25 protein-coding genes are annotated in these 26395 nt (G+C 65.5%); 9 read left to right on the forward strand and 16 right to left on the reverse strand.

Annotation, left to right across the window (positions count from 1 at the left end):
• The first annotated feature begins 79 nt into the window (after positions 1–79).
• Positions 80–1060, forward strand: coding sequence for a pyridoxamine 5'-phosphate oxidase family protein (locus tag HV765_RS12740; protein ID WP_175169883.1), 981 nt, complete (start codon positions 80–82; stop codon positions 1058–1060).
• On the opposite strand, the gene HV765_RS12745 is transcribed toward HV765_RS12740, so the two are convergent.
• The 3 genes from HV765_RS12745 to HV765_RS12755 form a co-directional block, all read right to left on the reverse strand.
• Positions 1044–2474 carry a type VI immunity family protein gene (locus tag HV765_RS12745; protein ID WP_175169884.1) on the reverse strand — a complete coding sequence of 477 codons (1431 nt, stop codon included), beginning with the start codon at positions 2472–2474 and terminating at the stop codon, positions 1044–1046. The two genes, HV765_RS12740 and HV765_RS12745, sit on opposite strands and share 17 nt — an antisense overlap.
• Positions 2471–3304 (reverse strand): VRR-NUC domain-containing protein, encoded by an 834-nt coding sequence (locus HV765_RS12750; protein ID WP_175169885.1) that lies wholly within the window; start codon positions 3302–3304, stop codon positions 2471–2473. The genes HV765_RS12745 and HV765_RS12750 overlap by 4 nt, the downstream gene beginning before the upstream one ends.
• Before the next feature lie 173 nt (positions 3305–3477).
• On the reverse strand, positions 3478–3933 hold the full coding sequence (locus tag HV765_RS12755) for a winged helix-turn-helix transcriptional regulator (protein WP_175169886.1): 456 nt from the start codon (positions 3931–3933) through the stop codon (positions 3478–3480).
• 116 nt (positions 3934–4049) lie between these two features.
• Between HV765_RS12755 and HV765_RS12760 the strand changes: the two genes are divergently transcribed.
• Positions 4050–5273 carry an MFS transporter gene (locus HV765_RS12760; protein WP_175169887.1) on the forward strand — a complete coding sequence of 408 codons (1224 nt, stop codon included), beginning with the start codon at positions 4050–4052 and terminating at the stop codon, positions 5271–5273.
• A gap of 15 nt (positions 5274–5288) precedes the next feature.
• Here the strand turns inward: HV765_RS12760 and HV765_RS12765 are convergent, their stop codons facing one another.
• From HV765_RS12765 to HV765_RS12790, 6 genes are all read right to left on the reverse strand, one after another.
• A complete protein-coding gene (locus HV765_RS12765) occupies positions 5289–5582 on the reverse strand; it encodes a hypothetical protein (protein WP_175169888.1) in 294 nt (97 codons plus the stop codon).
• 1 nt (position 5583) lies between these two features.
• The gene (locus tag HV765_RS12770; protein ID WP_175169889.1) at positions 5584–6324 is read right to left on the reverse strand and encodes an ABC transporter ATP-binding protein; all 741 of its coding nucleotides are present in this window, start codon (positions 6322–6324) and stop codon (positions 5584–5586) included.
• Complete coding sequence (locus HV765_RS12775) at positions 6312–7157, reverse strand: ABC transporter permease (protein ID WP_245636287.1); 846 nt, start codon at positions 7155–7157, stop codon at positions 6312–6314. Before HV765_RS12775 ends, HV765_RS12770 begins: the two co-directional genes overlap by 13 nt.
• Positions 7154–8164, reverse strand: a complete 1011-nt coding sequence (locus HV765_RS12780) for an ABC transporter substrate-binding protein (RefSeq protein WP_054422242.1) — start codon at positions 8162–8164, stop codon at positions 7154–7156. The genes HV765_RS12775 and HV765_RS12780 overlap by 4 nt, the downstream gene beginning before the upstream one ends.
• A gap of 322 nt (positions 8165–8486) precedes the next feature.
• Entirely contained in the window at positions 8487–10256 is a 1770-nt protein-coding gene (locus HV765_RS12785; protein ID WP_175169890.1) for an acyl-CoA dehydrogenase, read from the reverse strand.
• 39 nt (positions 10257–10295) lie between these two features.
• On the reverse strand, positions 10296–12023 hold the full coding sequence (locus HV765_RS12790) for an acyl-CoA synthetase (RefSeq protein WP_175169891.1): 1728 nt from the start codon (positions 12021–12023) through the stop codon (positions 10296–10298).
• Between the two features lie 168 nt (positions 12024–12191).
• Here HV765_RS12790 and HV765_RS12795 point away from each other — a divergent pair, with 168 nt between their 5' ends.
• The gene (locus HV765_RS12795; RefSeq protein ID WP_175169892.1) at positions 12192–12902 is read left to right on the forward strand and encodes a Crp/Fnr family transcriptional regulator; all 711 of its coding nucleotides are present in this window, start codon (positions 12192–12194) and stop codon (positions 12900–12902) included.
• Here HV765_RS12795 and HV765_RS12800 read toward each other — a convergent pair.
• A complete protein-coding gene (locus HV765_RS12800) occupies positions 12899–13642 on the reverse strand; it encodes an aspartate/glutamate racemase family protein (RefSeq protein WP_175169893.1) in 744 nt (247 codons plus the stop codon). The genes HV765_RS12795 and HV765_RS12800 overlap by 4 nt on opposite strands.
• A gap of 16 nt (positions 13643–13658) precedes the next feature.
• Positions 13659–14117, reverse strand: a complete 459-nt coding sequence (locus HV765_RS12805) for a MarR family winged helix-turn-helix transcriptional regulator (protein ID WP_175169894.1) — start codon at positions 14115–14117, stop codon at positions 13659–13661.
• Positions 14118–14335: 218 nt separating this feature from the next.
• On the opposite strand from HV765_RS12805, the gene aceE reads away from it, so the two are divergent.
• Positions 14336–17014: a pyruvate dehydrogenase (acetyl-transferring), homodimeric type gene (gene aceE / locus HV765_RS12810; protein WP_175169895.1), complete on the forward strand. Its 2679-nt coding sequence runs from the start codon at positions 14336–14338 to the stop codon at positions 17012–17014.
• A 66-nt stretch (positions 17015–17080) separates the two neighbouring features.
• On the opposite strand, the gene HV765_RS12815 is transcribed toward aceE, so the two are convergent.
• Positions 17081–17704, reverse strand: coding sequence for a LysE family translocator (locus HV765_RS12815; protein WP_175169896.1), 624 nt, complete (start codon positions 17702–17704; stop codon positions 17081–17083).
• 174 nt (positions 17705–17878) lie between these two features.
• Here HV765_RS12815 and gorA point away from each other — a divergent pair, with 174 nt between their 5' ends.
• Entirely contained in the window at positions 17879–19237 is a 1359-nt protein-coding gene (gene gorA / locus HV765_RS12820; protein WP_175169897.1) for a glutathione-disulfide reductase, read from the forward strand.
• 132 nt (positions 19238–19369) lie between these two features.
• Here the strand turns inward: gorA and HV765_RS12825 are convergent, their stop codons facing one another.
• The gene (locus HV765_RS12825; protein WP_175169898.1) at positions 19370–20191 is read right to left on the reverse strand and encodes a DUF72 domain-containing protein; all 822 of its coding nucleotides are present in this window, start codon (positions 20189–20191) and stop codon (positions 19370–19372) included.
• 228 nt (positions 20192–20419) lie between these two features.
• On the opposite strand from HV765_RS12825, the gene HV765_RS12830 reads away from it, so the two are divergent.
• A complete protein-coding gene (locus HV765_RS12830) occupies positions 20420–21052 on the forward strand; it encodes a LysE family translocator (protein ID WP_054422234.1) in 633 nt (210 codons plus the stop codon).
• A complete protein-coding gene (locus HV765_RS12835; protein ID WP_054422233.1) occupies positions 21052–21348 on the forward strand; it encodes a hypothetical protein in 297 nt (98 codons plus the stop codon). Before HV765_RS12830 ends, HV765_RS12835 begins: the two co-directional genes overlap by 1 nt.
• A gap of 129 nt (positions 21349–21477) precedes the next feature.
• On the opposite strand, the gene pdxR is transcribed toward HV765_RS12835, so the two are convergent.
• Positions 21478–23148 (reverse strand): MocR-like pyridoxine biosynthesis transcription factor PdxR, encoded by a 1671-nt coding sequence (gene pdxR / locus HV765_RS12840; protein WP_254600553.1) that lies wholly within the window; start codon positions 23146–23148, stop codon positions 21478–21480.
• Between the two features lie 123 nt (positions 23149–23271).
• On the opposite strand from pdxR, the gene HV765_RS12845 reads away from it, so the two are divergent.
• The gene (locus HV765_RS12845; protein ID WP_175169899.1) at positions 23272–24000 is read left to right on the forward strand and encodes a GNAT family N-acetyltransferase; all 729 of its coding nucleotides are present in this window, start codon (positions 23272–23274) and stop codon (positions 23998–24000) included.
• A complete protein-coding gene (locus tag HV765_RS12850; protein WP_054422231.1) occupies positions 23991–24881 on the forward strand; it encodes a DMT family transporter in 891 nt (296 codons plus the stop codon). Before HV765_RS12845 ends, HV765_RS12850 begins: the two co-directional genes overlap by 10 nt.
• 146 nt (positions 24882–25027) lie before the next feature.
• Here HV765_RS12850 and HV765_RS12855 read toward each other — a convergent pair whose 3' ends face one another.
• The gene (locus HV765_RS12855) at positions 25028–25918 is read right to left on the reverse strand and encodes a DMT family transporter (RefSeq protein WP_054422456.1); all 891 of its coding nucleotides are present in this window, start codon (positions 25916–25918) and stop codon (positions 25028–25030) included.
• A gap of 68 nt (positions 25919–25986) precedes the next feature.
• Positions 25987–26322, reverse strand: coding sequence for a thioredoxin family protein (locus HV765_RS12860; RefSeq protein ID WP_006226863.1), 336 nt, complete (start codon positions 26320–26322; stop codon positions 25987–25989).
• Between the last annotated feature and the right edge of the window lie 73 nt (positions 26323–26395).

Consider the following 26395-nt stretch of genomic DNA (forward strand, 5'->3'; position numbering starts at 1 on the left):
CTTAACGCCTTAACGGCTTAACGGTTCGAGCGGCTTGAACGGAATGTACCCCGGCCCCCGCGCCGGCAAGGAGCGCATCATGATCCCCGCTGATTCCCTACCCGAAGCCTCGCCCTGGCATGCCGGCGAACGCGCGCTGCATGCGCACGTCGGCATGGCCGAACGCATGGCGCAGATCGGCCCCAAGCTGCTGCGCGACTACATGCCGGACCAGCACCGCATGTTCTTCGCGCAACTGCCTTTTCTAGTGATGGGAACGGTGGACGAGCAGGGCGACCCCTGGGCGGGCGTGCTGGAAGGCCAGCCGGGGTTTGCGATGTCGCCGGACCCCCACCTGCTGCGCGTGGCGGCCGTGCCGGATGCCGACGACCCGCTGCGCGCGGGCCTGGCCGATGGCAAGTCGGTTGGCCTGCTGGGCATTGAACTGCATACCCGCCGGCGCAATCGCATGAATGGCCGGATCGCAGCCTGGGACGGCAAGCGTTTCGACGTGGCGGTGTCGCAGTCCTTCGGCAATTGCCCGCAGTACATCCAGTCGCGCGAGTTTTATTTCTCGCGCTCGCCCGCATTGCGATTCGCCGCCCCGCCGCAAGAAAAATCGCAGCTGGACGACGCCGCCCGCGCGCTGATCCAGGCGTCCGACACGTTCTTCGTGGCGACCTATGTTGACGACGCGAATGGCGGCCGCTCGGTCGATGTGTCGCACCGGGGCGGCAAGCCGGGCTTCGTGCGCGTAGACGGCAACGTGCTGACCATTCCCGATTTTTCAGGCAACCGGTTCTTCAACACGCTGGGCAACATCGTGGCGAACCCGCGCGCGGGACTCGTCTTCATCGACTTTGAACGCGGTGATGTCTTGCAGGTGTCAGGCCAGGCGGAAGTGGTGCTGGACAGCCCCGAGATCGACACCTTCGCCGGCGCGGAACGGCTCTGGCGTGTGGACGTGCGCCGCGTGGTCCGGCGGCCCGGCGCGTTGGCGCTGCGGTGGAAATTCGACGCGTATTCGCCGACGTCGCTGGGGACGGGGGCGTGGCCAGCGGGCCTTATCGCAGGAATTTGACCATGGCCCAGCAGACGTCGCGGCCATTCACCTGCGGCATCGGGGTTTGGTACGCGAAGGGTTGCGGGGCGCCGGGCTCGTCTTCACAGACCCAGATTCCCGGATAAGGGCAGGGCTCGCCTGAGCGTACGCGAACCGCGCCAGGCGACGCCAGACTTGGCGGTTCAGCCTTCGCGGCGTCTTGATCGATGTCGCGTTGCCAGATGACTCGGCCCCGTGATGCGCCCTGCGAGATTTGCGGGGCTAGATCGCCTGCCTTGAAATGCTGGCGCGAGCCGTGCTTGGCCAGCGTGTACCACCAGCCTTCGGTCGGGATCGGTTCCCCGGCGATGACGTGTGAGGGCGTAGGTTCGATCAAGGGGGCGCGGGGCGCCAGGCCACGAATTTCCGGTGTGGGCCAATCGCTGTCGTCGTCGAATCGGGCAAGCCAGCGTTGCGTATCGCGGCGGTTGAAGCGTTCGTTGGGGTCCCCATCCCATTCGCCGGAACCGATCAAATCCAACTGCGGATGGCGGATGCGGCGCAGCATGCGATTGAGCATAACGGGCAGCTCGGGCAAGCCATTTTCAACGGGATAGAGGTCGGGTTGCTGGCCGAGCTCTATCCATTGCCCGGCGCTTAGCGTGTCGATGCGGATACGCGAGTCGTGCAAATGGGCGGCCACGTCCTCGCGTGTCATCGAGAGTTTTTTTCGCCACACGTCAGACAGGAAGAACCCCCACGTGGGCGGGCGGATGCCAGAAGGCAGGTCGGGCGTGAACATCATGCCGAAGGGATAGTCGGTGTCCAGCCCATAGAAGTGCGGGGCCAACGCCCGGTCCCAGACCGCGACCTCCGAACGCATGCCGAATTCCAACGGGTTTGCCATGGAGAAGCCGCTGTAGACCTGCGCGGGTTTCAATCGGGCGATCGTGTCCAGAACGAATTTGCGCCACGCCTCTTTGTTGTCCAGCCACCATTGCCAGCGGTAGTAGAACTGGATTGAGGAGTAGCACTGCTCACGTTGTCCAAGAGTCGGTTCGCGCCAAAGATAGGCGGCATGAGTCGGCGAGCTTTGATGGTTTTCTTCGTCTGTAAATTTGACGGTGAATGTCTCTTCCACGGGTGTCTTTTTTATCCACTCCCGCAGGTCTCCCAGCTTCTTTGATCCGTAGGGATGCGGACGTTCAGAGTCCGGGTGGGTAGCGATCAAATACGGATTGCCCAGTAATGCTTCGAAGGCCGTATGGACATCGACCATATCCAAGGTGGCTTGTAGGAAATGTACGGGCTCGTAGGTGAAATAGAAGGTGAGGTAGGGCGTGACCGCGAGTTCAAAAGGGCCATGGTCAATCGCTACGTTGGGCCACCGTTTCAGGTCGGTCACCATGCCCGATAGGTCGTCTTCGTCTAGCAGAGGATGGCTGGTGCTCATCGGTCTCTCCGGGGGCGCGCGCCGCGCTCGGGTTTTCCATCGGCGCTGGGCTCATATCCCGTGCAATCTTCTGGAACCCGCATCAGGGCCACTTTGGTCTTGTCTTCGTTCATCAGACGCGCGTAGTCTCCCATCTGCTTCCCTTTCACCCAGTCATTCGGAAACTTGATCTCGATCGCAGCAAACACGTTGTTCACCTCAAACGGCTGCTGCCGATACTCGACGATGACGAGGTCCGGCGCCAGGCTGCCTCTGGGGCGGGGCCAGAAGGGGAAGTATTTGCTGATCCGCTTGGGGCGTGTCGCCGGTTCGCCCAGCAGCGCTACGCGAGACGCCGCGTCGTAGTTCGGCTCTGCCTTGAGCGGGCTTTGCCAAGTCAGCAAGTCATCTACCGCTTCAAACACCAGTGACGCGGTGGTCTGCTTCAGCGCAATATCGATCGTGGTTTCAATGACCTCGCCAGGAATTCTCTTGCGTATCCGGCGAGGCACTTTCAGCGGCGATTTCAACGCCCATTGGCACACGGTGCTGATGATGGGACGGAATGGAATCTTGCGTTCTATGTATTGCCGATAGGTCACGTTTTCGCTTCGGCCGCGCGACACCGTGACGTTGCCGCCGGTACGGACGAACGTGGAGCTTTTGATGTCGATCTCTTCCTTCATGCCTTTGATGACATCCTTCAGAAGCGCCTCAACGTCCTTCTTGCGCTGCTGAATCTGCGCCAGTGTTTCCGCCGATTCGATGGCGGTCTGTGCGGTTTCGTAGGCGGCGTAAGCGCGATAGGCCCGGTAGCCCCAGATCAGCGCGGCCGCAACGGGGGCGGCCATCAGGCGTCCCCGAGCTGGGGAGAAAAACGCAGGTCATTGAAATGCGATGGCACGGCCACCCCCTGACAGGACAAGGCGGGAGAGGCAATCTTGCGTTGCGGGGTGCGCGCGCGTCTATAGAAGAAGTCTGATATTGAAAGCGCGGGGCCGCAGTTGTCAGCGGCCTAAACCACCTACGCCGCCTGCGCTGTCTTCTGCACCAGCGTGTCGTCCGGCTCCAGCAACCGTCCGTCTTGCGCGCGGATTTCCAGGCGGCGTACCGGCTGGCCGCGCTTGCGGTCGATCAGGGTGGAATGGGCTTCGGACGGGCCGTAGTAATGGTCTTCGCCCCATTGGCGCAAGCCCACGATGACGGGGAAGAGCGCGCGGCCTTTGTCCGTGAGCACGTATTCCTGATAGGCGCTGCCGTCCGACGCGGGAGCCACGGCAAGGATGCCGTGGGCGACCAGGGTGCGCAGCCGGTCGCTCAGGATGTTCTTGGCCACGCCCAGGCTTTTCTGGAATTCCCCAAAGCGCCGCAATCCATCAAACGCATCGCGCACGATCAACAGCGACCACCAGTCGCCGATCGCGTCTAAGGAACGCGCCACCGGACAGGCGGCGCCTTCAAGGCTGGTGCGTTTGACCATGTCGAACCCTTAAGCAAGTAGAAGACGGGGGACTGCGCATCGGACTTAACGGTTGCATTATAAAACCTTAAGATCTAGCATTCTGGTTTCGTAATAAAACCACAAGAGGAAACCTGATGCTGCCCGAATCTGACCCTGCAAGGGGGGAACCCGAGGTTCGCCTGCCCACGTCGACGGTGTTGCTGCTGGCCGTGGCTTGCGCGTTGAGCGTGGCCAACGTCTATTACGCGCAACCCTTGCTGGATGCGATCGGGCGCGAGTTCGCGCTGGACGACGCCGCGGTGGGCGTCGTTGTCACCGCCACGCAATTGGGCTGCGCGCTGGCCTTGCTGTTCGTCGTGCCGCTGGGTGATTTGCTGGACCGGCGCCGTTTGATGATCGGGCAATTGGGCTTGCTGGTGCTGGCGTTGATGGCGGTGGCGCTGTCGTCCAACACGCCCTGGCTGCTGACCGGCATGGTGGCGCTGGGATTGCTGGGAACGGCGATGACGCAGGGCTTGCTGGCGCTGTCTGCCGCGTTGGCCGCGCCGGGGGAGCGCGGGAGTGTCGTGGGCGCGGCGCAGGGCGGGGTGGTGATTGGTTTGCTGCTGGCGCGCACGGTGGCGGGCGTGGTGGCGGATGCCGCGGGATGGCGTGCGGTGTATGTCGTGTCAGCGATAGTGGCCGCCGTGTTGGCGATGGTGCTGATGCGCCGCTTGCCGCAACGCCGCTTGCCCACGGCGAACCTGTCGTACTGGGCGCTGCTGCGTTCGCTGTACACGTTGCTGGCCACCGAGCCGGTGCTGCGCGTGCGCGGCATGATCGCCTTGCTGATGTTTGCGGCCATCAGCGCATTCTGGACGGCGCTGGTGTTGCCGTTGAGCGCGCCGCCGCATGGCTTGTCGCACACGGCGATTGGCGCGTTTGGGCTGGTCGGCGTGTTGGGCGTGTTGATGGCGGCGCGGGCCGGGCGTTGGGCTGACAGTGGGTTCGCGCAGCGCACCACGGGCGCGGGCTTGCTGCTGTTATGCCTGGCGTGGGCGCCCATTGCGTTGCTGGACCACAGCCTGTGGGCGCTGGCGCTGGGCGTGCTGATTCTGGACGTGGCGCTGCAAGCGCTGCACGTGACCAATCAGACGATGATCTTCAGCATCAGCGCGCAGGCGCACAGCCGCCTGGTCGGGGCCTACATGATGTTCTACGCCGTGGGCAGCGGGCTGGGCGGCATTGCCTCCACGGCGGTGTATGCGCGCGCGGGTTGGCTGGGGGTGTGTGCGCTGGGCGCCGGCATCAGCGCGGCGGCGTTGCTGTTCTGGGTGGTGACCTTGCCGCGCAAGGTATCGCAGCCGCTGCGGTGCTGAATCAAGCCCGTGATTTCAAGCCCGCATATACGCCCAGCCGTCCGCCTGACGCTGCGCAATATGCAGCACCGCGGCAGGCGCCGTTTGCACGTGGGCTGGCGCGGTGGCGCCCGTCGCGGTCAGCGTGTTCTGGCACAGCACCAGATGTTCGTCCGTGGGATGCGGTTCGGCCAGCGCGGCGGCCACGGCGCCGGCGTTGGCCACGATCTCCACCCGGGCTTGCGGGTCGGCCTTCTTCAGGTTCGCGGCGTTGCGGCGGGCGCGGTCCAGCGAGGCGGGAGTGGGGGCGTGTATCAGCAGTTGAATCATGTCAGTGGTGTTCCAGCGTGTGGGCGATGGCCGCCACCTGTGCGGCGAAGGCCGCCGTACCCCGGTCGCGGGGGCGCGGCAGGCCGATATCGTAACTGCCCACGATATTGGCGGGGTGCCCGCCTAGCACCACGACCTTGTCGGCCAGGAACACCGCTTCTTCGATGTCGTGCGTCACGAACAGCACCGCCGCGCCAGAAGCCTGCCAGACGCGGATCAGCTCTTGTTGCAGGTTGCGGCGCGTGATGGCGTCAACCGCGCTGAAGGGTTCGTCCATCAGCAGCAGGTCGGGCTTGACCGCCAGGGCGCGCGCAATGCCCACCCGCTGCGCCTGGCCGCCCGACAGCTGATGCGGCCAGCGCCGGCCGTAGTCGGCCATGTCCGTCAGTTGCAACGCCGAGGCGATGCGTTGCGATTTTTCTTCGCGGTCCAGCCCCAGGCCTTCCAGCCCATAGCCCACATTGCCGCCCACCGTGCGCCACGGCATCAGGCGGCTGTCTTGAAACACCACGGCGCGCGTGCGGCGGCCCGGGCGCGGCTGCGCCTGGAACCGGACGTCGCCGGAGGTCGGTTCGGTCAGCCCGGCGGCGGCGCGCAGCAAGGTGGACTTGCCCACACCCGAGCCGCCCACCACCGCCACAAAGCTGCCCGCTTCAATCTGCAACGACAAGCCCTGGATGACCGGCGCGGCCGCGCCCGGATGCTGATAAGACAGCTTCGAAAACTCAATTACGGACGCCATTGCAGCACCTTGCTTTCGACGGCGGAGAACGCCAGGTCGCAGATTGTGTAGACCAGCGAAATGATCAGCATGTAGACGACGACGGCGTCGTAAGCGCCGACGCCGGCCGCAGCGTTCATCTCTTGGCCCATGCCCGGCACGCCCAACAGTTCGGCCGCGATCAAGGTCATCCAGGCCTGGCCGATGCCGGTGCGCACGCCCGACAAGGCGCCGGGCGCGATGGCGGGCAGCGTCACGGAAAACGCGCGCGCCAGATAGCCGCCGTGGCCAAACGCGCGGGCCAGTTCGTAATAGCGCGGGTCTACGTTGCGCACGGCGCTGTAGGTGGCGAAGTAGTTCACCCAGAACACGCCGATGGCGATGACGAAGGCCGCGCCAGCGTGGCTGACCTTGAACCAGGCAATGGCGAATACCACCCAGGCCAGCGGCGGAATCGGGCGCAGGATGCGGGCCAGATACGCCTGCATCAGATCAAAGCGCGGCAGCGTCGCGGCGGCCAGCCCCACTCCGAAGCCCAGCGCAGTGCCCAGCGCCAGCCCCCAGAAATAGTGCACCAGGCTGGACCCGATGGCGGGCAGCAAACGGCCCGATTGCCATTCCTGCGCCAAGGTGCCGGGCAGCGCGAACGGATCGGGCAGGGTGCCGCGCGGCGCCCATTCCCAGATCAGCGCGGCTTTCCAGATTCCAATGAAAATGATCAGCCCGGCAATGCCATAGGCCGCCCGGCGCGCGGCGGCCAGCCAGGGCGGCGGGCCGTTGCGGGGCGATGACTGCGGGGCTGTCCGCAGGGATGATGACCCCGGCGCGGCGGTCACGTGCGCGCCCTGGCTCATGGCTTGGCGGCCTTGTCGTAGTAGCGGGTGTCGAACAATTGCTTCACATCCACGGGCGGCGCTTCCACCGTGCCAAGCGTGGCCTGGAACGTTTGCAGCTCGGCCGTCGCATTGACGATGGCGTGCGGGTTGGCCTCGAACTGGTCGTGCGAGCTGCGGATGGCTTTCTCGACCAGCGCGCGGTCCAGGCGGCCGCCACCCACGTATTTCTGTACGTAGCCTGCGGCCTTGGCCGGGTCGTTCTTCAACAGCGCCGTGGCCGCCAGATGCGCGTTCACCAGTTGCTGCACGGTGTCGGGATGGTCGGCGATGAGCTTTTCACGCACCAGCAGCACAGCGCCCGGCTGCTTGGGAAACAGCTCGGACCCCCGCGCCACCACGCGCGATTCCGGGGCGCGGGTCAGCACGGTGGTGACGGTGGGTTCGAGGATGGCCGCGCCATCAATGGCGCCCGTCAGCAGCGATTGCTGGATCTGGGCTTCGCCTTGATAGATGAGTTCGACGCTGGCCGGGTCAGCCTTGATCTGATTGCGCAGCCAATATTGCAATGCGGCTTCCGGCACGGCGCCCTTGGGATAGCTGGCGATGACGGGCTTGCGGCCGTGATCCTTGGCGAAGCGGGCGAAGGCGGTGGCCGGGTCGCCCGACGCGAAGTAGGGCGCCAACGGGCCCAGCGCCACCACATTGACCTGTTCAACGATGTTCGACGCCACGACCTTGATCGGCGCGCCCTTTGCGCGCGCCACCAGCGCCGGCCCAATGCCCACGTAGGCAGCGTCTAACTGGCCGGCGATCAGCGCTTGCGTCAGCGCCGGGCCGCTCTGGAATTGCACCAGCTTGGGCGCGGGGGCGCCCTTGGCTTGCAGCGTGCCTTCTTCCAGTCCGACGAACAATTGCGCGTCGGGCAAGATCGGCAGATAGCCGATTTCCAGGACGGGCGGGGCGGACAGGGCGGGGGCAGTGGCGGCAGCGGAAAGCAGGGTGGCAATCAAGAGCTTGCGGAACATGGGGAATCCTGTGAATCGCGCCTTGATACGGCTGGCGCTTTGCCTACGGGCAAAGGGTTTTCCGGTGTCCGTTTAATGATTTTAAATATGTTTATTCTCGTTCTTTATTCTTTATGGTTATATGCTTAATGACGGGGCCAGAGCGCATTCTGACCGCCCGCGCATGCAAAGAGACCGCCCTGAAGGCGGTCTCTTTGGGTAGCACACGCTGTCACGCTGGCTATTGCGCTCGTTGTCGCACGAGGGGCAAGCCAAGTGCCCAGCTGCCGCGCTCGTTATCCTTCCGGGCGCGAACCCCGTGCCGAGCCGGTCGCTTGCTGGCTTAAGGCTGGACCTCGTAATCCTTCGAACCCAGCACCACCGCTGCCAAGCCCGGCGCCTGCGTCAGCTTGTGCAAGGCGTAGCACTGCACGGTGGCGATCTTGGCGTCGTGGAACGCCGGGTCTTCCTGGCGATGGTCCAGGCTCGCGAGCAACGCGCGCGCCATCTGCCAACCGGCCAGCGTCGTGCCCGCCAGCAGCAGATACGGCACGGCCGAACCGAAGACGGCGTTGGGCGCGCCGGCCGCGTTGGCCAGCACGAAGTCCACCACATTCGCCAACGCCATCCGTGCCTGGCGCAGCGGCTTCAGCACCAGAGCAGCGGCCGGTTCGCTGCGCGATTCCAGCTCCTTTTCCGTTTGCTGGATGCCGGCGAGCAAGGCTTGCGCCACCGCGCCGCCATCGCGCAAGGTCTTGCGGCCGACCAGGTCATTCGCCTGGATGGCGGTGGTGCCTTCATAGATGGTCAGGATGCGGGCGTCGCGGTAGTACTGCGCGGCGCCGGTTTCCTCGATGAAGCCCATGCCGCCGTGCACCTGCACGCCCAGGCTGGCGACGTCGATCGACATTTCGGTGCACCAGCCTTTCACGATGGGCACCAGAAATTCCTGGATGGCCAACTGGTGTTTGCGTTCGGTGGCGTCGGGGCTGGCGTGCGCCAGATCGGCATGGCCGGCGGTCACATAGGCCAGCGCGCGGCCCGCTTCGGTCAGGGCGCGCATCGTGCCCAGCATGCGGCGCACGTCGGGGTGCTGGATGATGGGCACTGCCTCGCGCGATGAACCATCAACCGGGCGGCTCTGCACGCGTTCGGCGGCGTAGGCCAGCGCATGCTGGTACGCGCGGTCAGCGATGGCGATACCCTGCACGCCCACCGCGTAGCGCGCGGCGTTCATCATGATGAACATGGCGTCCAGCCCGCGGTTTTCCTGGCCGACCAGATAGCCCAGCGCGCCGCCCGCATCGCCGAATTGCAGCGTGGCGGTGGGACTGGCCTTGATGCCCAGCTTGTGCTCAATCGACACGCACTCGACGTCGTTGCGGGCGCCCAGCGAGCCGTCTTCGTTCACCAGGAACTTGGGCACCAGGAACAGCGAAATGCCCTTCACGCCTTCGGGCGCGTCGGGCAGCCGGGCCAGCACCAGGTGCAGGATGTTCTCGGTCAGGTCGTGGTCGCCATAGGTGATGAAGATCTTGGTGCCGGACAGCCGGTACGTGCCATCGCCCACGGGCTGTGCGCGCGTGCGGATCATGGCCAGGTCGGAACCGGCCTGCGGCTCGGTCAGGTTCATGGTGCCCGTCCACTGGCCCGAAATCATGGGGCCGATGAAGCGCGATTTCAATTCGGGCGAGCCGGCCGTCAGCAGGGCTTCGATGGCGCCGTTGGTCAGCAGCGGGCACAGCGCGAACGACAGGTTGGCGGCGTTCAGCATTTCAGAGCAGGGCGAGCCGATCAGGCCGGGCAGGCCCTGGCCGCCGTACTCAACGGGATGCGACATGCCCTGCCAGCCGGCTTCGGTGTATTGGCGGAAAGCCTGCTTGAAGCCGGGCGAGGTCGTGACCTTGCCGTCGCGCCAGGCGCTGGGTTCGCGGTCGGCGGCGTGGTTCAGCGGCGCCAGCACATCGGCGGCGAAGTGGGCGGACTCTTCCAGCACGGCTTGGGCGGTGTCGGGCGTGGCCTCCTCGTAACCGGGCAGCGCGGCAACTTGCTGCAGGCCGGCCAGATGGTTCAACACGAACAACATGTCTTTCACGGGGGCTTGGTACGTCATGGCCTCGGAGCTCCTGATTGGGGGTGTTGGCGCCGGCGTTCAGACGGCTTTCTTGGGATTGGCCACCGCGGTGGCCTCGGGATTGGCGTTGGGCTTGGCGTCGGACTTCGCATCAGACTTCGCGCCAGGAATGGCCACATCAATGGCCTGGGTCGCGCCGACCGCGGCGCGCAGTTCAAACTTCTGGATCTTGCCGGTGGATGTCTTGGGCAGTTCACCAAAGCGCACCGCGCGCGGGACCTTGAAGCCCGGCAGCAGCAGCTTGCAGTGCGCGATGATTTCTTCTGCGGTAGCCGTGAACCCGGGCTTCAGTTCCACGAAGGCGCACGGCGTTTCGCCCCACTTCGGGTCGGGCATGGCCACCACCGCCACGGCGGCAACCGAAGGGTGGCGGTACAACGCGTCTTCGACCTCGATGCTCGAGATGTTTTCACCGCCCGAAATAATGATGTCCTTGCTGCGGTCTTTGATGCGCACGTACCCGTCCGCCGTCATCACGCCCAGGTCACCTGTGTGGAACCAGCCGCCCGCAAACGCATCGTCGGTGGCGCGGTCATTCTTCAGATAGCCCTTCATGCAGATGTTGCCGCGGAACATGACTTCGCCAACGGTCTGTTCGTCGGCGGGCACTTCTTCCATGGTCTCGGGGTTGCGCACCGACACGCCCGCCTGCAAGTGATAGCGCACGCCCTGGCGCGCGGTCAGCATTGCGCGGCGTTCGTCGTCCAGCGCGTCCCACGCTTCCTGGCGGGCGCAGACGGCGGCCGGGCCATAGACTTCCGTCAAGCCATAAACGTGCGTCAGCTCGAAGCCGATGTCGCGCATCTTTGCGATGACGGCCGGCGCGGGCGCGGCGCCCGCGACCATCGTGCGCACGGTATGCGTGATGCCGGCGCGCATCTCGGCGGGCGCATTCGCCAGCGCGCTTTGCACGATAGGCGCGCCGCAGTAATGCGTGACGCCTTCGGCACGGATCAGGTCGAACACGGTCTGGGGATCAAACTTGCGCAGGCACACGTTCACGCCCGCGCGCGCGGCCACCGTCCAGGGGAAGCACCAGCCATTGCAATGGAACATGGGCAGCGTCCACAGATAGACCGCGTGCTTGGGCATGTCCCATTCCAGGATGTTGCTGATGGCGTTCAGGTAGGCGCCGCGGTAGTGGTAGACCACGCCCTTCGGGTCGCCTGTGGTGCCTGACGTGTAATTCAGCGCGATGGCGTCCCATTCATCAGCGGGCGGTTTCCAGTCGAACGTGGCGGGCGCGTCGGCCAGGAAGGCTTCGTAGTCGGTCGCGCCAGGCAGGGTGGCGGGCGCGGACGCCAGGTCGTGCACGGACACGATCTTCAGATGCGGGAATTCGGCGCGGGCGCGCTGCGCGACGTCGCCGTATTCGGTGTCAACGATCAGCGCGCGGGCTTCGCCGTGGCCCAGCATGAACAGCACGCTGGGCGTATCGAGCCGGGTGTTCAAGGTGTTGAGCACAGCGCCCAGCATCGGCACGCCGAAGTGGGCCTCGACCATAGCGGGAATGTTGGGCAGCATGACAGCGACGGTATCGCCGCGCTTAATACCGGCCTGCGCCAGCGCGTTAGCCAGCCGCTGGGCGCGTTCATAGGTCTGGCCCCAGGTGCGGCGCACGTTGCCATGCACCACGGCCAGGCGGTTGCCGTAGACCTCGGCGGCGCGCGCGATGAAATCCACCGGCGTCAAGGCTTCGTAGTTGGCGTCGCGGCGCGCCAGGCCATGGTCGAACATGCTGCTCATGCGTTGTCTCCGAATGGAACGCACAAGGCGCCCCTTATTTATTTCGGGGAAAAGGTTGATCCCCGTCGCTTGCGTGAGCGTAGGGCCGGCCGGAAAATACTGTCTGTCGTCTGCATGACAGACCGCCGTCTGACCCCGCAATCTTCCAGTTTTACACGGTTTCCACCCATGTCCGATGTTTTAAACCCTGTTTCCGCCACGGAGCTTGCCCGCCTGTTTCGGGCCTGTGCCTGGTTCGGCGCGCTGGACGCCCGCCACCAGGATCTGGTGCTGGCGACGGCGCGCGCCGAACACGTGGGAAGTGGCGCATGGATCGCGCGGCGCAATGCGCCGTCTGATTACTGGCTGGGCGTGCACACGGGCTTGCTGAAGCTGGCGATCTACAACGAATCGGGGCGCAGCTGCACATTTTCCGGCGTGCCGCCGGGCGGCTGGTTTGGCGAAGGCAGCGTCATCAAGCGCGAGCTGCGCAAGTACGACGTGGTGGCGATTCAGCCGTCGCTGGTGATGTCGGTGCCGGCCGCCACCTTTCACGCGTTGCTGGCCGCCAGCCTGCCGTTTTCGCACTTTGTCATCGGCCAATTGAATGACCGCATGGGCGAGTTCATTGCGTCCATCCAGAACCATCGGCTGTTGGATGCGGATGCGCGCGTGGCGCAATCGCTTGCGCAGTTGTTCAACCCGCAGCTGTATCCGTCCACGGACTTGACGCTGGCGATTTCGCAGGAAGAGCTCGGCTATCTGACCGGACTGTCGCGCCAGCGGGTCAACCAGGCGTTGCAGCTGCTGGCTGACCTGGGCATCCTGGCGCTGGCGTACAACCAGATCAAGGTGATGGACCTGAGCCGGCTGCGCCAATACGGCCTGGACCAGATTTAGCCGCAGTCAGCGAAGGAGTGGGCGCCTGGCAACGCCGAGTTGATGGCCGCCGTGAGCGCCGCGCGCGCCAGCAGCCGGGTGGAGTCCAGCGTGGGCAGCTCCGAATTCGTGTCGTTCAACACCAGCGGCAGTTCCGTGCAGCCCAACACCACCGCATCGCAACCGGCATCGCGCAAGTGTTCGATGATGGTTTGCAGCCGCGCCACCGACTCCGGCTTAAACTCGCCATAGACCAGCTCGTCCATGATGATGCGGCCCATCGCGATGCGGTCGTCTTCCGAAGGCCGCACAGCCTCCAGCCCCACCGCGCCCAGTTTTTCCGGGTAGACCTCGCTATCCACCAGCCAGCGCGTGCCCAGAATGCCGATGCGCCGAAACCCGCGCGCCACGGCGTCGGCGGCCACCGCTTCGGCGATGTGCAGCCAGGGCAGCGGCGACGCCGGCAGCACATGGCCCAGCGCCTGATGGATGGTGTTGTCGGGGCAAATCAGGAAGTCGGCGCCGGCACGCGCCAGCTTGCCGGCAGACGACAGCATCAGCGCGCCCACGCCGGGCAGGTCGCCTTGATCCAGGCAGACCACGTAGTCGGCCAGTGAATGCGTGTGCAGTGAAATTTCCGGATGCGCGTGCGGCCCCATGCGCGCGGCGCCCTCCGCGCACAGCGTGCGATAACACAGCGCCGCGCCTTCGGCGGAGCAGGCGACGATGCCGATATGCAGCGGGCGGGCGTGGGAGGTCATTGCGAGAATTCCTGGTTCACATTGTGGGTGGTGCGGTTTTGGCCCGCACGTGGCGGGCGATGTGGCGAAAGCTCTCGGCCATGGCGGCTTGTTGCGCTTCGGGCAATTGCGACAGGAACAGCTCGTCGATGGCGGGGCCGTAAACCTTCCACATTTCGCGCCGCAGAGCGCGGCCCTTGGGCGTCAGCCGCGCATAGGTTGCGCGCCGGTCTTCATCGGAACGAAAGCGTTCGACCAGGCCAGCCGCTTCAATGCGGTCCATCAGACGCGTCAGGTTGTAGCGCGCGATCACCATGCGTTCGGCCATTTCGAACATGCGCGCCGTGCCATCGGGCGCGCGTTCCAGCGCCCACAGCGCGTCGTACCAGGCCAGCGGCGGCAGGTCGGCGGCCGACAGCCGCTTTTCAATTTCCTCGACGACCAGCGCATGCGCGGTCAGAAAGAGGCTCCACGCGTCAGGCTTGCCCGTGGCCATGCGATCCGTTCCTTTTGATTCAGAGGTGCAGCGGCGATTGTAAGAGGCTGGCGTTCGGCCGTGCGCGCAGATTTGTCCTGAAGTAGTTGCACTTGCAATTGTTCAAGATCCTTTTTACGATTGCAATTGCACATTATGCAATTGCAATTCACGATGTGAAATGCGAGCGCCGTTGGACCTGATCCCGGCGCCGCCCACGCACCCGAAGGAGGACGCCCATGGATACCCCGCTCGACCCGATAGACGCCGACCCGATTGACGCCGACCCGCAGGAAACCCAGGAATGGCTGGAAGCCATGCAGGCGGTGCTGGCGCATGAAGGCCTGCCGCGCACGCACTATCTGCTGGATCAACTGATCAATCAGGACCGCGCCGCCAACGGGCGCTATGCCGCGCCCGGCGTCACGCCCTACGTGAACTCCATTGCCCCGGCCGCGCAGGGCGCGTTCCCGGGTGACGTGGGCATCGAGCTGCGCCTGGACGCTTACCTGCGCTGGAACGCCATGGCCATGGTGCTGCGGGCCGGCAAGACCTCGGGCTTGGGCGGGCACATCGCCACCTACGCATCGGCCACCACGCTGTACGAAACCGGCTACCGCCATTTTTTCCGCGCCGCGACGCCGGAATTTCTGGGCGACATGCTCTACATCCAGGGCCATTCGGCGCCCGGCATCTATGCCCGCGCCTACCTGGAAGGCCGTATCTCGGAAGCCGAGCTTGACCGCTTCCGGCGCGAGATCGGCGGGGGCGGGCTGGCCTCGTATCCGCATCCGCGCACCATGCCGTCGTTCTGGCAGTTTCCGACGGTGTCGATGGGGCTGGGGCCGTTGATGGCGGCGTATCAGGCGCGCTACATGCGCTATCTGGAAGACCGCGAACTGATCCCCGCACAGGGCCGCAAGGTATGGGGCTTTCTGGGTGACGGTGAACAGGATCAGCCTGAAACGCTGGCGGCGGTGGCCATGGCTGGCCGCGAGAAGCTCGACAATCTGATCTTCGTCGTCAACTGCAATCTGCAACGGCTGGATGGGCCGGTGCGCGGCAACGCCAAGATCATCCAGGAACTGGAAAGCGTGTACCGCGGGGCGGGCTGGAACGTCATCAAGGTGATCTGGGGCGCGGGCTGGGATGCGTTGCTTGCCCAAGACCACGACGGCCGCTTGCGCCGCCGGATGATGCAGTGCGTGGACGGCGAATACCAAGTGTTCAAGGCACGCGGCGGCGCTTATGTGCGCGAGCATTTCTTTGGCGCCGACCCGGTGCTGCGCGAACGGGTGGCGCATCTGTCCGACGACGAGATCGGCGCGTTGAACCGCGGCGGGCACGACCCGGCCAAGGTTTACGCGGCCTATGCCTCGGCAGTGGCGCATCGCGGCCAGCCTACGGTCATTCTGGCCAAGACGGTCAAGGGCTACGGGATGGGCGCGGCGGGCGAGGCCGCCAATACCAACCACCAGCAAAAGAAAATGGCCGACCCGGCCGTGCGCGCGTTTCGCGATCGCTTTTCGATTGCCGTGCCTGACGACCAACTGGAACAAATTCCCTACATCAAGCCTGCGCCCGGCAGCGCCGAGCAGGCCTACTTCGATGCAGCCATCGCGCGGGCGGGCGGTCATTTGCCGCGCCGCGCGGCGGGCCCCGGCCCCTTGGTCACGCCGTCGCTGGACGCGTTTGCATCGCACCTGAAAGGCAGCGACGGCCGCGAGTTTTCAAGCACGATGGCGTTCGTGCGGGTCTTGGCGCAACTGCTCAAAGACCCCGTGATTGGCCAGCGCGTGGTGCCCATCGTGCCGGATGAGTCACGCACGTTCGGCATGGACGGCATGTTCCGCCAGGTGGGTATTTATTCGCATGTGGGCCAGCTGTATACGCCGCAGGATGCTGACCAGCTAAGCGTCTATCGCGAAGACCGCAAAGGGCAGATCCTGCAAGAAGGCATCAATGAGTCGGGCGCGATGTCGTCATGGATTGCCGCCGCCACCGCGCACAGCACCCATGGCGTGGCCACGATTCCGTTCTACATCTTCTATTCGATGTTCGGTTTCCAGCGCGTGGGTGACCTGGCCTGGGCCGCAGGCGACATCCGCGCACGCGGGTTCCTGTTAGGCGCAACGTCGGGGCGGACCACGCTGGAAGGCGAAGGCTTGCAGCATGACGACGGCCACAGCCAGGTGCTGGCCTCGGTCATTCCGTCGTGCCGCGCGTATGACCCGGCCTACGCCTATGAAATTGCCGTGATCGTGCAGGACGGCATGCGCCGCATGTATCAGGAGCAGGAAGACGTCTTCTACTACCTGACGCTGATCAACGAAAAGACCGCGCACCCGCCCATGCCGGAAGGCGCGCAGGACGGCATCCTGCAAGGCATGTACCGTTTGCGCGAAGGCGCGCCGGGCCAGCTGCGGGTGCAACTGTTGGGCAGCGGCGCGATTCTGCGCGAGACCCTGGCCGCGGCCGATTTGCTGCAACAGGATTTTGGCGTGGCTGCCGACGTCTGGAGCGTGACCAGCTATTCGGAGCTGGGCCGTGACGGGCAGGAAGCCGAACGCTGGAACCGTCTGCATCCGCTGGAAGACGCGCGGCGCGGTTACGCCGAAACCGCGTTGTCAGCCAGCAGCGGGCCGGTGGTGGCCGCCACTGACTATATGAAGACGGTGCCTGAACAGATTCGCCCGTTCATGGCCGGGCGGCGGTATGTGACCTTGGGTACCGACGGTTTCGGCCGGTCAGACACGCGGCAGGCGCTGCGCGCGTTCTTCGAGGTAGACCGCCACCACATCGCACTGGCGGCCTTGAAGGCGCTGGCGGATGACGGCTTGATCGACCGGACTCGCGCCGCCGAAGCCATCACCCGTTACGGGATCGACCCTGAATCGGTGTCGGCGGCGCTGCCGTAACGACAGAGCGGTGCGCTGCCGCCGTGCGGCGGTGCGCTGCCCGCCGCGCCGTCCGCGGTTCGCCTTCTACACCCGCCGCGCCAGCATCGCCCAGACGCCGGCGGCGGACAGCATGGCGCCGCCGCCCAGGTTGAAGCCACGCTGTGCGCGGGGCGACGACAGCAAGCGGCGGGCCGATCCGGCAAACACCGCATAGGCTGCCGCGTTGATCCCCGCGCAGGCGACAAACGTGGCCGACAGCATCCAGAGCTGGCGCGTCACGTCGCCTGCCGGGTCGATGAATTGCGGTAGGAAGGCCACGAAGAAAATCATGCCCTTGGGGTTCAGCGCCGTCACCAGATAGGTGTTGGCGAACAGCTTCCAGCGCGAGCCCACGGCTTCCGTTTTAGGCAGGGTGGCAGGCGCCACGCCCGCGCGCAGCAGCTTGAAGCCCAGGTACAGCAGATACAGACCGCCCACGGTTTTCACTACCGTGAACCAGAACGCAGACGCCGCCAGCAGTGCGCCCAGGCCCAGCAGCGACAGCACAAGTGCAGTGGAATCCCCCAGCGCCACGGCCAGCACCAGCGGCAGGCGGGCGCGTTTGCCATGGGTAATGGAATAGCTGATGACTGTAAGGATGGTGGGGCCAGGCAACATCACAAGCAGGGCCGACGCGCCTAAAAAGGCCAGCCAGGTTTCAAGCGACATGAGTGAAACGCTCCGGTGATTGGGGCGGCGTGATGCCACCGTGGCAACGACTGTAGGCCAATCGTCATACCTTGGGAATGCCCGGCGTGACCAATCCGCCACGCCGGGTAGTGTTAAATACGGTTTTCCCGGACAGTGAACGCGGGCCCGCAAGGCGCACGCGAAGGAAACAACATGGCATTCGATTTTGATCTGTTTGTAATCGGCGCGGGCTCCGGCGGCGTGCGCGCGGCCCGCTTTGCGGCAGGCTTTGGCGCCCGCGTGGCCGTGGCGGAAAGCCGTTACCTGGGCGGCACCTGCGTCAACGTGGGTTGCGTGCCCAAGAAGCTGCTGGTCTACGGCGCCCATTACAGCGAAGACTTCGAACAGGCCCACGGTTTTGGCTGGACGACGGGCAAGCCGTCGTTCGATTGGCCCACGCTGATCGCCAACAAGAATCGCGAAATCGAACGTCTTAACGGCATTTACCGCAACTTGCTGGTCAATAGCGGCGTGACGCTGCTGGAAGGCCACGCCCGCATCGTCGACCCGCACACGGTCGAGATCAATGGCCAACGCCACACGGCCGCCAACATCCTGGTGGCAACTGGCGGCTGGCCGCAGGTGCCCGATATCCCCGGCAAGGAACTCGCCATCACGTCCAACGAGGCCTTCTTCCTGAAGGCGCTGCCGCGCCGCGTGCTGGTGGTGGGCGGCGGCTACATCGCCGTGGAATTCGCTTCTATTTTCAATGGCTTGGGCGCGGACGTCGTGCAGGCTTATCGCGGCCCGCTGTTCCTGCGCGGCTTTGACCAGGGCGTGCGCGAACACCTGCGCGACGAGCTCGTGAAGAAGGGCGTCGACTTGCGCTTTTCCACCGACGTGACGCGTATCGACAAGCAGGCCGATGGGTCGCTTGTGGCCACCTTGAAGGACGGCTCCGTCATCGAGACCGACTGCGTGTTCTACGCCACCGGCCGCCGTCCGATGCTGGACAACCTGGGCCTGGAGAACACCGGCGTCAAGCTGAAAGACGACGGCTTTATCGACGTGGATGACGAATACCGCACGGCCGAACCGTCCATTCTGGCCATTGGCGACGTCATCGGACGCGTGCCGCTGACGCCGGTTGCGCTGGCCGAAGGCATGGCGGTGGCCCGCCGTCTGTTCCGCCCCGAGGAATACCGCAAGGTCGACTACAAGCTGATCCCGACAGCCGTGTTCAGTCTGCCGAACATCGGCACGGTGGGCATGACAACCGAAGAAGCGCGCGAGGCCGGCTACGAGGTCAAGCTGTTCGAAAGCCGCTTCCGCCCCATGAAGCTAACGCTGACCGAATCGCAGGAAAAGACGCTGATGAAGCTGATCGTGGACGCCAAGACCGACCGCGTGTTGGGCGTGCACATGGTCGGCCCGGACGCAGGCGAGATCGTGCAGGGCATTGCCGTGGCGTTGAAGGCCGGCGCCACCAAGCAAGTGTTTGACGACACCATCGGCATCCACCCGACGGCCGCCGAAGAGTTCGTCACGCTGCGCACGCCGGTCGCGCAGTAAGTGGCGTAATCCACCGTGCAATAAGCGGCGCAATCCACCGTGCAGTAAGCGGCGCAATCCACCGCGCAATAAGCGGCGCAATCAAACGCAGCATCAACGGTGCAATCGCGGCGGCCACGATGGCCGCCGCTGTCACGAAAGCCGTTCAATCATCGCGCGCGCCGCTGCGGGCGCGCGTTCTTTTGCGCCATTGATGAAGAACGCGTACACGTCTTGCGGCCGCGCCGTGCCCGATGGCGGCTGGCCGATGCACGGCAAATCCGCAGGGTCGGCCCCTCGCGCCCACGTGCGCAGGCGGTCGGCCCAGGCGTCCAGCACCTTGGGCGCGTAACCGGCCTTGAACGTGGTGCTGGCCCGCATCAGGCGCGCGTAGACGAAGTCGGCGGTGCGGTCGGCAATGGACGGAAAGTCTTCACTGTCGGTGTAAACCGTGGCCACGCGGTGTTTTCGCGCCAGCGCCAGATAGTCTTCACAGGCAAAGCTTGCGTGGCGCACGTCCATCACATGGCGCAGCGGCAAGCCGTCGACCTTGTCTGGCAACAGGTCAAGAAAGGCGCCGAAGTCGGCGGCGTTGAACGTCTTGGTAGGCGCAAATTGCCACACCACCGGCCCCAGCTTCGGGCCGAGTTCGGCGATGCCGCTATGCACGAAGCGGTGGATGGAATCTTTGGCGCCCGCCAGTTCGCGGCGGTTGGTCGCGTAGCGCGACGCCTTCAACGAAAAGACGAACCCGTCAGGCGTTTCGTCGCGCCATTTGGCGAACGTGGCGGGCTTCTGCGTGCTGTAGTAGGTGCCATTGATTTCGATGGCGCTGAGCTGCTGGCTGGCGTATTCCAGTTCCCGAGCGTGGGGCAGGCCTTCGGGATAGAACGGGCCGCGCCAGGGGGCAAATGTCCAGCCGCCGATGCCGACGCGGATGATGGGGGAAACGTTGGGCCGATGACGATGCGGCATGTCCAGGCGCTCCATGCAGACGAACGAACCGGTTCACTGTATTCCTGTGCAGAGGCGGGCGTAAAGCCCACGCCGCGGGATTCGCACCGCTTGATCCGGGGTTTGTCGTAGCGGTGATACGGACCGTTGGCCGTTGCCGCCGTGCACAAAAAAACACCTGTTTCGATACAGTTTTGCGATAACGTGTGCGAATCTCTTCCGATATCGCCCGGCGCGCGCCGGCTCATCATGCCCGATCTGACTCATCTGCTGACGTTCGCCCTGGTTGCGCTGGGCATGGTGCTCACCCCCGGGCCCAACATGATTTACCTGGTGTCCCGTTCCATCTCGCAAGGCCCGCAGGCTGGCTTGATTTCCCTGGGGGGCGTGGCGGTTGGCTTCATCTTCTATGTGTGTTGCGCGGCGTTCGGCATCACGGCGCTGCTGCTGACCGTGCCGGTGGCCTATGACGCGCTGCGTATCGGCGGCGCGCTGTATCTGCTGTACATGGCGTGGCAGGCGATCCGGCCCGGCGGCCGCTCGCCGTTCCAAGTGCGCGAACTGCCCAAGAGCAGCCCGCGCACGTTGTTCACGATGGGGCTGGTGACCAATCTGCTGAACCCGAAGATCGCCGTCATGTATGTGTCGTTGCTGCCGCAATTCATTCAGCCTGATCACGGCAGCGTCTTCACGCAGTCGCTTGTGCTGGGCATGACGCAGGTTGCCGTCAGCCTGTCGGTGAATGCCGTTATCGCCATCACCGCCGGCTCCATCGCCGGTTTCCTGGCGGGCCGCCCCTTGTGGATGGTGATTCAGCGCTGGCTGATGGGCACCGTGCTGGCCGGCCTGGCCGTGCGCATGATCATGGACACGCGCCGCTGATGCCGAAAGAAGACGGTTTCTTTGCATCGCTGGGCGTCATGCTCGGCGAGGCCCTGCGCGCCATCGTCGCGGGCATCAAGTGGTTGCTGGGCGGCCTGGGCGGCGCGTTGGGCGACTTCTATTCCGGCTTGTCCAAGGCAATGGGCATGAGCCCGTCGCTGTTCAACTTTGTGCTGCTGGTGCTGGGGCTGATGTTCCTGTGGGCGGCCGTCAAGGCATTGCTGCGCCGCTCCATCGTGGGCTTTCTGTTCTGGCTCGTGCTGGCCGTGCTGGTGCTGGGCGGGCTGGTCGATTAGGACCGGCAGCCGGCGTTCGCGACGGCCGAGTCGATTCGGACTGGCAGCCGGCGTTCGCGGCGGCCGAGCCGATTCGGACTGGCAGCCGGCGTTCGCGGCGGCCGAGCCGATTCGGACTGGCAAGGGCGCTCAGGCCGTTCTCCGCGCCTGACGCGCCACGTCACCCAGCCGCTTGATCAAGGCAGGAAAGCGGTCGGCGCTGGTGTTGCCATAGCCGATCACCACGCCGTTATCTTCGGGCCGTGGCTTCACCGCGAACGACGACAGCGAGCTGGGGTTCATGCCGAGCTTGCGCGCGTCGTCCACAATGCGCTGATCGGGAAATTCAGGCGGCAAACGCACGGTCAGATGCAGCCCGCTATGGCCGCCCAATACCTCGTGGTCTACGCCCAAGTGCGCCGCCAATGCGTCGCGCAGCGCCGTCTGGCGCTGGCGGTACAAACGGCGCATGCGGCCCAGGTGGCGTGAGAACTGCCCGTTCTCGATGAAGGCGGCCATCGTCAGCTGCTCCAGCCGATGGCCGCCGCGCAGCATCTCGATGATGGACGGCATCGCGGGCTTGGCGATGGCTTCGGGCAGCACCAGAAAGCCCAGTCGCAGAGCGGGGAACATCGTCTTGCTGAAGGTGCCCACGTACAGCACGGGCGCGTCCGGCAGCAGGCCCTGCATGGCCGCGATGGGTTCGCCTTGATGGCGGAATTCGCTGTCGTAATCGTCTTCGATAATCCACGCGCCCGCCTGCCGCGCACGTTCCAGCAATTCCAGCCGGCGCGCCACCGACAGCACCGCGCCCGTCGGATATTGATGCGTGGGCGTGGTCTGGATCAGGCGCGGCGGGTTCGACAGCCACGCGTCAGCCGGGATGGCAATGCCGTCGGCATCCACCCGCATGGCCACCACGTTCAGGTCGCCGGCATTGAAGGCGGACTTGGCGCCCCGATAGCCGGGTTCTTCGAGCCAGGCCGTGTCGCCCGGGTTGGTCAGCAACTGCACGCAGAGCGCCAGCGCCCCTTGCGCGCCTTCGGTGATGATGATGCGCGAGGCATCGCAATGCACGCCGCGCGACACGCGCAGGTATTGGGCGATGGCTTCGCGCAAGGCGGGTTCGCCGATGGGATGGCCGTAGCCCAAGGTGGCTGCGGGCGCGGCTTGCAGGGCGCGGTCTTGCGCGCGGCGCCACGCGTTGATGGGGAACTGGGTCAGCGCGGGCGTGCCGGGCGTCATCGGCAAGGAACTGTCGACGGGTGAACGCGTGGAGACGATGCGGGATAGCCGCGTGGCCGTAGCCAGTGCGTTCGCGGCTGCCGGCGATGAGGAGTCGGGCGCGCGGGCGGCGCGGGCGGCACGGCCCGCGGGTTCGAGGGCGGCGGACGACGCGGCGGTCGTCACCGCGGCGGTCGATACCGAGGGGGTGGACAACGCGGCGGTGGACAACGCGGCGGTCGACACCGCGCCGGTCGTCACCGCTGCGGCCGACAAGGGCGCGGCCGACAACGCCGCAACCCGTGTTCCTTGCCGGTCGGCGATGACGTAGCCTTCGGCCGTCAACTGCTCGTAGGCAATCAGCACGGTGTTGCGGGAAATCTCCAGGTCTTCGGATAGCGCGCGGGACGAGGGCAGCTTGCCGCCCGCAGGCAATTGGCCGGCCAGGATGGCCTGCTTGAGCCGCTGGATCAACTGGCGCTGGCGTGGCGGCGCGCCGGGGCCGCGCTGCAATGGGCTGGAAAGCAGGGGGCTGGACCGCAGTGGGCTCGCAAGCGCAGCAGGGTCGGCAGGATGGCCCGGGGGTGAGGGTGTCATGGCCCTATTAAATTCAGTCGTCGTGGTGCTTTTTATGATGCCACGATTCCGATATCGTGAGGCCATGCGTGTTGCGTCCGCCACGGCCGGCGGCGCGCGCTAACCAGGATGAGGCTCCGTCGCATGCAACCCCGCGTCAATGCATTTCAACAACCGATTGGCCCCGATGTACCCGGCTGGACCCCGCGCGCGCGTCCGCCGCTGACCCCCGCCGTGGGCCGGTATTGCCGGCTGGAACCCTTGTCCGCCGAGCGCCACGCGGCTGACTTGTACCAAGCGTTCAGCCAGGCGCCGGACGATAGCGACTGGACTTACATGGGCGTCGGCCCCTTTGCCGACGAGGCCGCGTACCGCGCGTTCGCCGAGTCCGCTCAAGCGGGCAACGACCCGCTGCACCACGCCATCATCGATCTGGAAACCGGGCGCGCCATTGGCACGCTGGCGCTGATGCGCATTGACCCGGCCAACGGTGTCATCGAAGTCGGCTTCGTGTCATTTTCGCGCCAGCTCAAGCGCACCCGCATCGCCACCGAAGCGCAATTTTTGCTGATGCAGCGCGCGTTCGATGAACTGGGCTACCGCCGCTACGAATGGAAATGCGACAGCCTGAACGCGCCGTCGCGCAAGGCGGCGGCACGGCTGGGCTTTCAGTTTGAAGGTGTGTTCCGCCAAGCCACGGTCTACAAGGGCCGCAGCCGCGACACGGCGTGGTTTTCGATCATCGACACCGAATGGCCCGCGCTGCGCGCCGCCTACCAACGCTGGCTGAGCCCCGAGAATTTCGATGCCGAAGGCAATCAGCGCGTGGGTCTGGCTGAACTGGCCGCCCAGGAAAAGGCCGCGTGCGCCTGATCCCGGTTGCGCTCGCCCTGTTCTGGGGGCTGAACTGGCCGGCGGTGAAGATCATCCTGTCGATCTTCCCGCCGTTTACGTTGCGGCTGCTGGGCCTGGGCAGTGGCGCCGTGCTGCTGTTGTTGCTGGCGGGCGCGAAGCGGGTGGCCTTGTTGCCACCCCGCGCGTCGTGGCCCGGCATCATCGTGGGCGGCGTGCTTGCCGTGGCGGTGTTCAACCTGGCGGTGGCCTGGGCGCAGCTCAGCACCAGCACGTCGCGCGCGGCGGTGCTGACGTTCACCATGCCCATGATGTCGGCGCTGCTGGCCTGGGCCGTGCTGGGCGAACGCCTGGACCGGCGGCGCGCGCTGGCGTTGCTGCTGGGCGCGATGGGCGTGGCGATTCTGGCGTGGCCGGTGTTGCAGGCGGTCTTCGGTGAACATGACCCGGCAGCCGCCAAGGGGCTGGTGTTTCCGCTGGTGGCGGCATTTGGCTGGGCGGCTGGCACCGTCTATCTGAAGCGCTGGCCGGTGGCGGGCAACCGCATCGTCATCACGGCATGGCAATTGGTTGTGGGCGCCACCTGCGCGCTTGCGGGCATGCTGATCGCGGGCGAATCGTTTCCCACGCAGGGCTGGAATGGACGGGTCGTGGCGGCGCTGGCGTTCCACATCATCTTGGGAACGGCGGTGGCGTATTGGCTGTGGTTCGTGCTGAGCGAACGCGTCAGCGCGACGGTTGCCGCGTTGACGACGCTGATGGTGCCCGTGGTGGGCGTGCTGGGCGCGATGGCCTTGGTTGGCGACCGGCCCGGCGCAGCGGATTGGTGGGGATTTGCGCTGGTGTTGGCCGGCGCGGCGTTGATTGTGTTGAACCTTGGGGCGGTGCAAAAACGCGCCTGAGGTGGGTTTGACCCGGGTCCGCTGCGGGCCTGACGCGGCGGTTGCCTCTGGCCTGAAGCGGCGGTTGCCTCGGGTCTGAAGCGGGCCTGCCTCGGGTCTGAAGGGGATGTCCCTCGGGCCTGAAGCAAGCCCGAGGGATATCCACTTCACCGCCTGCGCAGCTTCTCGCGCAGCAAGCCCGCGCCGCTGACCAGTGTGATCCCCGCCAGCACCATGACCGCGCCCAGCACGAAATGGCGGTCCAGCGGTTCGTCCAGAATCAGCACGCCAAAGCTCACGCCAAACAACGGTGTCATGAACGACAGGATCGACAGGCGCGACGCCAGATACCGGCGCAGCAGCCAGAACCACGCCAGATAGCTCGACAGCGCCACTACCACCGACTGAAACGCCACGCTGAGCACGGCGGCCTGCGTGTAGCGGATGCCGTGCTGGCCCGTGAAGGCCGCGTAGGCCAGCAGGACGACCGAGGCCACGGCCATTTGATAGAACAAGGTCTTCGACGGCGCGGCTTCCGACAGCGAGGTCTTGCGGATGGCGACCGTGGTTGCGCCCCACAGTAAACCCGCCGCCAAGCCCATCGCGTCGCCCAGCAGCATGTTGATGCCGCCCGCCACAGTGCCGCCCGCCGCATCACTGCCTCCGCCCAGGAACGCCACCCCAATCCCTCCGAACGCCACGGCCACGCCCAGCCATTGCAACGGCTGCATGCGCTCTTCGGGCAGCAGCCAATGCAGCCCCAGCGCGGCGAAGATGGGCGCGGTGTACAAGAACACCGACATATGCGAGGCCGTCGTGTACAGCAACCCCTGCGCCACAAACAGGAATTCGCCCGCGAACAGCAGGCCCACGATCAGGCCGGGCAGGGCAGTGCCGTCGCGGAACGCGCGTCCGCCTTCCGCGCGGCCCACCACCACCGCCAGCACCAGCGCCGCGAACGTCGAACGCAGGCCAATCTGCATGATCGGCGCGATGTCGCCCGCGACGAGCTTGATGGCGATCTGTTGAAAGCCCCAGCACACGCACAGCGCCAGCATGCCGGCGGTGGCCAGCGTGTCCAGCGGCAGACGCAGCGGTTTGGAGGAGGGGGCTGAGAGCGGCGCGCTCACGGCAGTTCGGCGGGGTAGCTGTCCAGCGCCAGGCCGATCTGCTGCCGAAGATCCCATTCGGCAAGCGTCGATTGCACCGGACCAAAGAAAGCGCCATCGCGCGTGACGAACATGGCGGGCAGGTGGAAGACTTCGTAGCGTTCCACCAGGCCGCGGTTGTCGCCCGCATCCACCCAGCAAACCCGTTCCACGGGTAATTCCAGCGCAGGCAATTGCTCACGCGCGATGCGGCAGGTGCCGCAGGTGCGGCTGTGAAAGACCAGCAGCGTCAGGCCGGGGGCATCCAGCAGGAAGCGGTCGGCGGTGCTGTCGTTGAGTTCTATCTGTTCCATGGGCGGCAAGAATACGTGCGGTGGGCGCCGGGCGAACCCGGCGCAAGGCGTCCATTATGGCAGCGCACCGCCT

The sequence above is a fragment of the Achromobacter kerstersii genome, assembly GCF_902859595.1.
GTDB lineage: Bacteria > Pseudomonadota > Gammaproteobacteria > Burkholderiales > Burkholderiaceae_B > Achromobacter > Achromobacter kerstersii.

Excerpts from the sequence above, each read along its gene's own strand:
- HV765_RS12740 (WP_175169883.1), top strand. The coding sequence starts at position 80 with ATGATCCCCGCTGATTCCCTACCCGAAGCCTCGCCCTGGCATGCCGGC.
- HV765_RS12745 (WP_175169884.1), bottom strand. The coding sequence starts at position 2,474 with ATGAGCACCAGCCATCCTCTGCTAGACGAAGACGACCTATCGGGCATG.
- HV765_RS12750 (WP_175169885.1), bottom strand. The coding sequence starts at position 3,304 with ATGGCCGCCCCCGTTGCGGCCGCGCTGATCTGGGGCTACCGGGCCTAT.
- HV765_RS12755 (WP_175169886.1), bottom strand. The coding sequence starts at position 3,933 with ATGGTCAAACGCACCAGCCTTGAAGGCGCCGCCTGTCCGGTGGCGCGT.
- HV765_RS12760 (WP_175169887.1), top strand. The coding sequence starts at position 4,050 with ATGCTGCCCGAATCTGACCCTGCAAGGGGGGAACCCGAGGTTCGCCTG.
- HV765_RS12765 (WP_175169888.1), bottom strand. The coding sequence starts at position 5,582 with ATGATTCAACTGCTGATACACGCCCCCACTCCCGCCTCGCTGGACCGC.
- HV765_RS12770 (WP_175169889.1), bottom strand. The coding sequence starts at position 6,324 with ATGGCGTCCGTAATTGAGTTTTCGAAGCTGTCTTATCAGCATCCGGGC.
- HV765_RS12775 (WP_245636287.1), bottom strand. The coding sequence starts at position 7,157 with ATGAGCCAGGGCGCGCACGTGACCGCCGCGCCGGGGTCATCATCCCTG.
- HV765_RS12780 (WP_054422242.1), bottom strand. The coding sequence starts at position 8,164 with ATGTTCCGCAAGCTCTTGATTGCCACCCTGCTTTCCGCTGCCGCCACT.
- HV765_RS12785 (WP_175169890.1), bottom strand. The coding sequence starts at position 10,256 with ATGACGTACCAAGCCCCCGTGAAAGACATGTTGTTCGTGTTGAACCAT.
- HV765_RS12790 (WP_175169891.1), bottom strand. The coding sequence starts at position 12,023 with ATGAGCAGCATGTTCGACCATGGCCTGGCGCGCCGCGACGCCAACTAC.
- HV765_RS12795 (WP_175169892.1), top strand. The coding sequence starts at position 12,192 with ATGTCCGATGTTTTAAACCCTGTTTCCGCCACGGAGCTTGCCCGCCTG.
- HV765_RS12800 (WP_175169893.1), bottom strand. The coding sequence starts at position 13,642 with ATGACCTCCCACGCCCGCCCGCTGCATATCGGCATCGTCGCCTGCTCC.
- HV765_RS12805 (WP_175169894.1), bottom strand. The coding sequence starts at position 14,117 with ATGGCCACGGGCAAGCCTGACGCGTGGAGCCTCTTTCTGACCGCGCAT.
- aceE (WP_175169895.1), top strand. The coding sequence starts at position 14,336 with ATGGATACCCCGCTCGACCCGATAGACGCCGACCCGATTGACGCCGAC.
- HV765_RS12815 (WP_175169896.1), bottom strand. The coding sequence starts at position 17,704 with ATGTCGCTTGAAACCTGGCTGGCCTTTTTAGGCGCGTCGGCCCTGCTT.
- gorA (WP_175169897.1), top strand. The coding sequence starts at position 17,879 with ATGGCATTCGATTTTGATCTGTTTGTAATCGGCGCGGGCTCCGGCGGC.
- HV765_RS12825 (WP_175169898.1), bottom strand. The coding sequence starts at position 20,191 with ATGCCGCATCGTCATCGGCCCAACGTTTCCCCCATCATCCGCGTCGGC.
- HV765_RS12830 (WP_054422234.1), top strand. The coding sequence starts at position 20,420 with ATGCCCGATCTGACTCATCTGCTGACGTTCGCCCTGGTTGCGCTGGGC.
- HV765_RS12835 (WP_054422233.1), top strand. The coding sequence starts at position 21,052 with ATGCCGAAAGAAGACGGTTTCTTTGCATCGCTGGGCGTCATGCTCGGC.
- pdxR (WP_254600553.1), bottom strand. The coding sequence starts at position 23,148 with ATGACACCCTCACCCCCGGGCCATCCTGCCGACCCTGCTGCGCTTGCG.
- HV765_RS12845 (WP_175169899.1), top strand. The coding sequence starts at position 23,272 with ATGCAACCCCGCGTCAATGCATTTCAACAACCGATTGGCCCCGATGTA.
- HV765_RS12855 (WP_054422456.1), bottom strand. The coding sequence starts at position 25,918 with ATGCTGGCGCTGTGCGTGTGCTGGGGCTTTCAACAGATCGCCATCAAG.
- HV765_RS12860 (WP_006226863.1), bottom strand. The coding sequence starts at position 26,322 with ATGGAACAGATAGAACTCAACGACAGCACCGCCGACCGCTTCCTGCTG.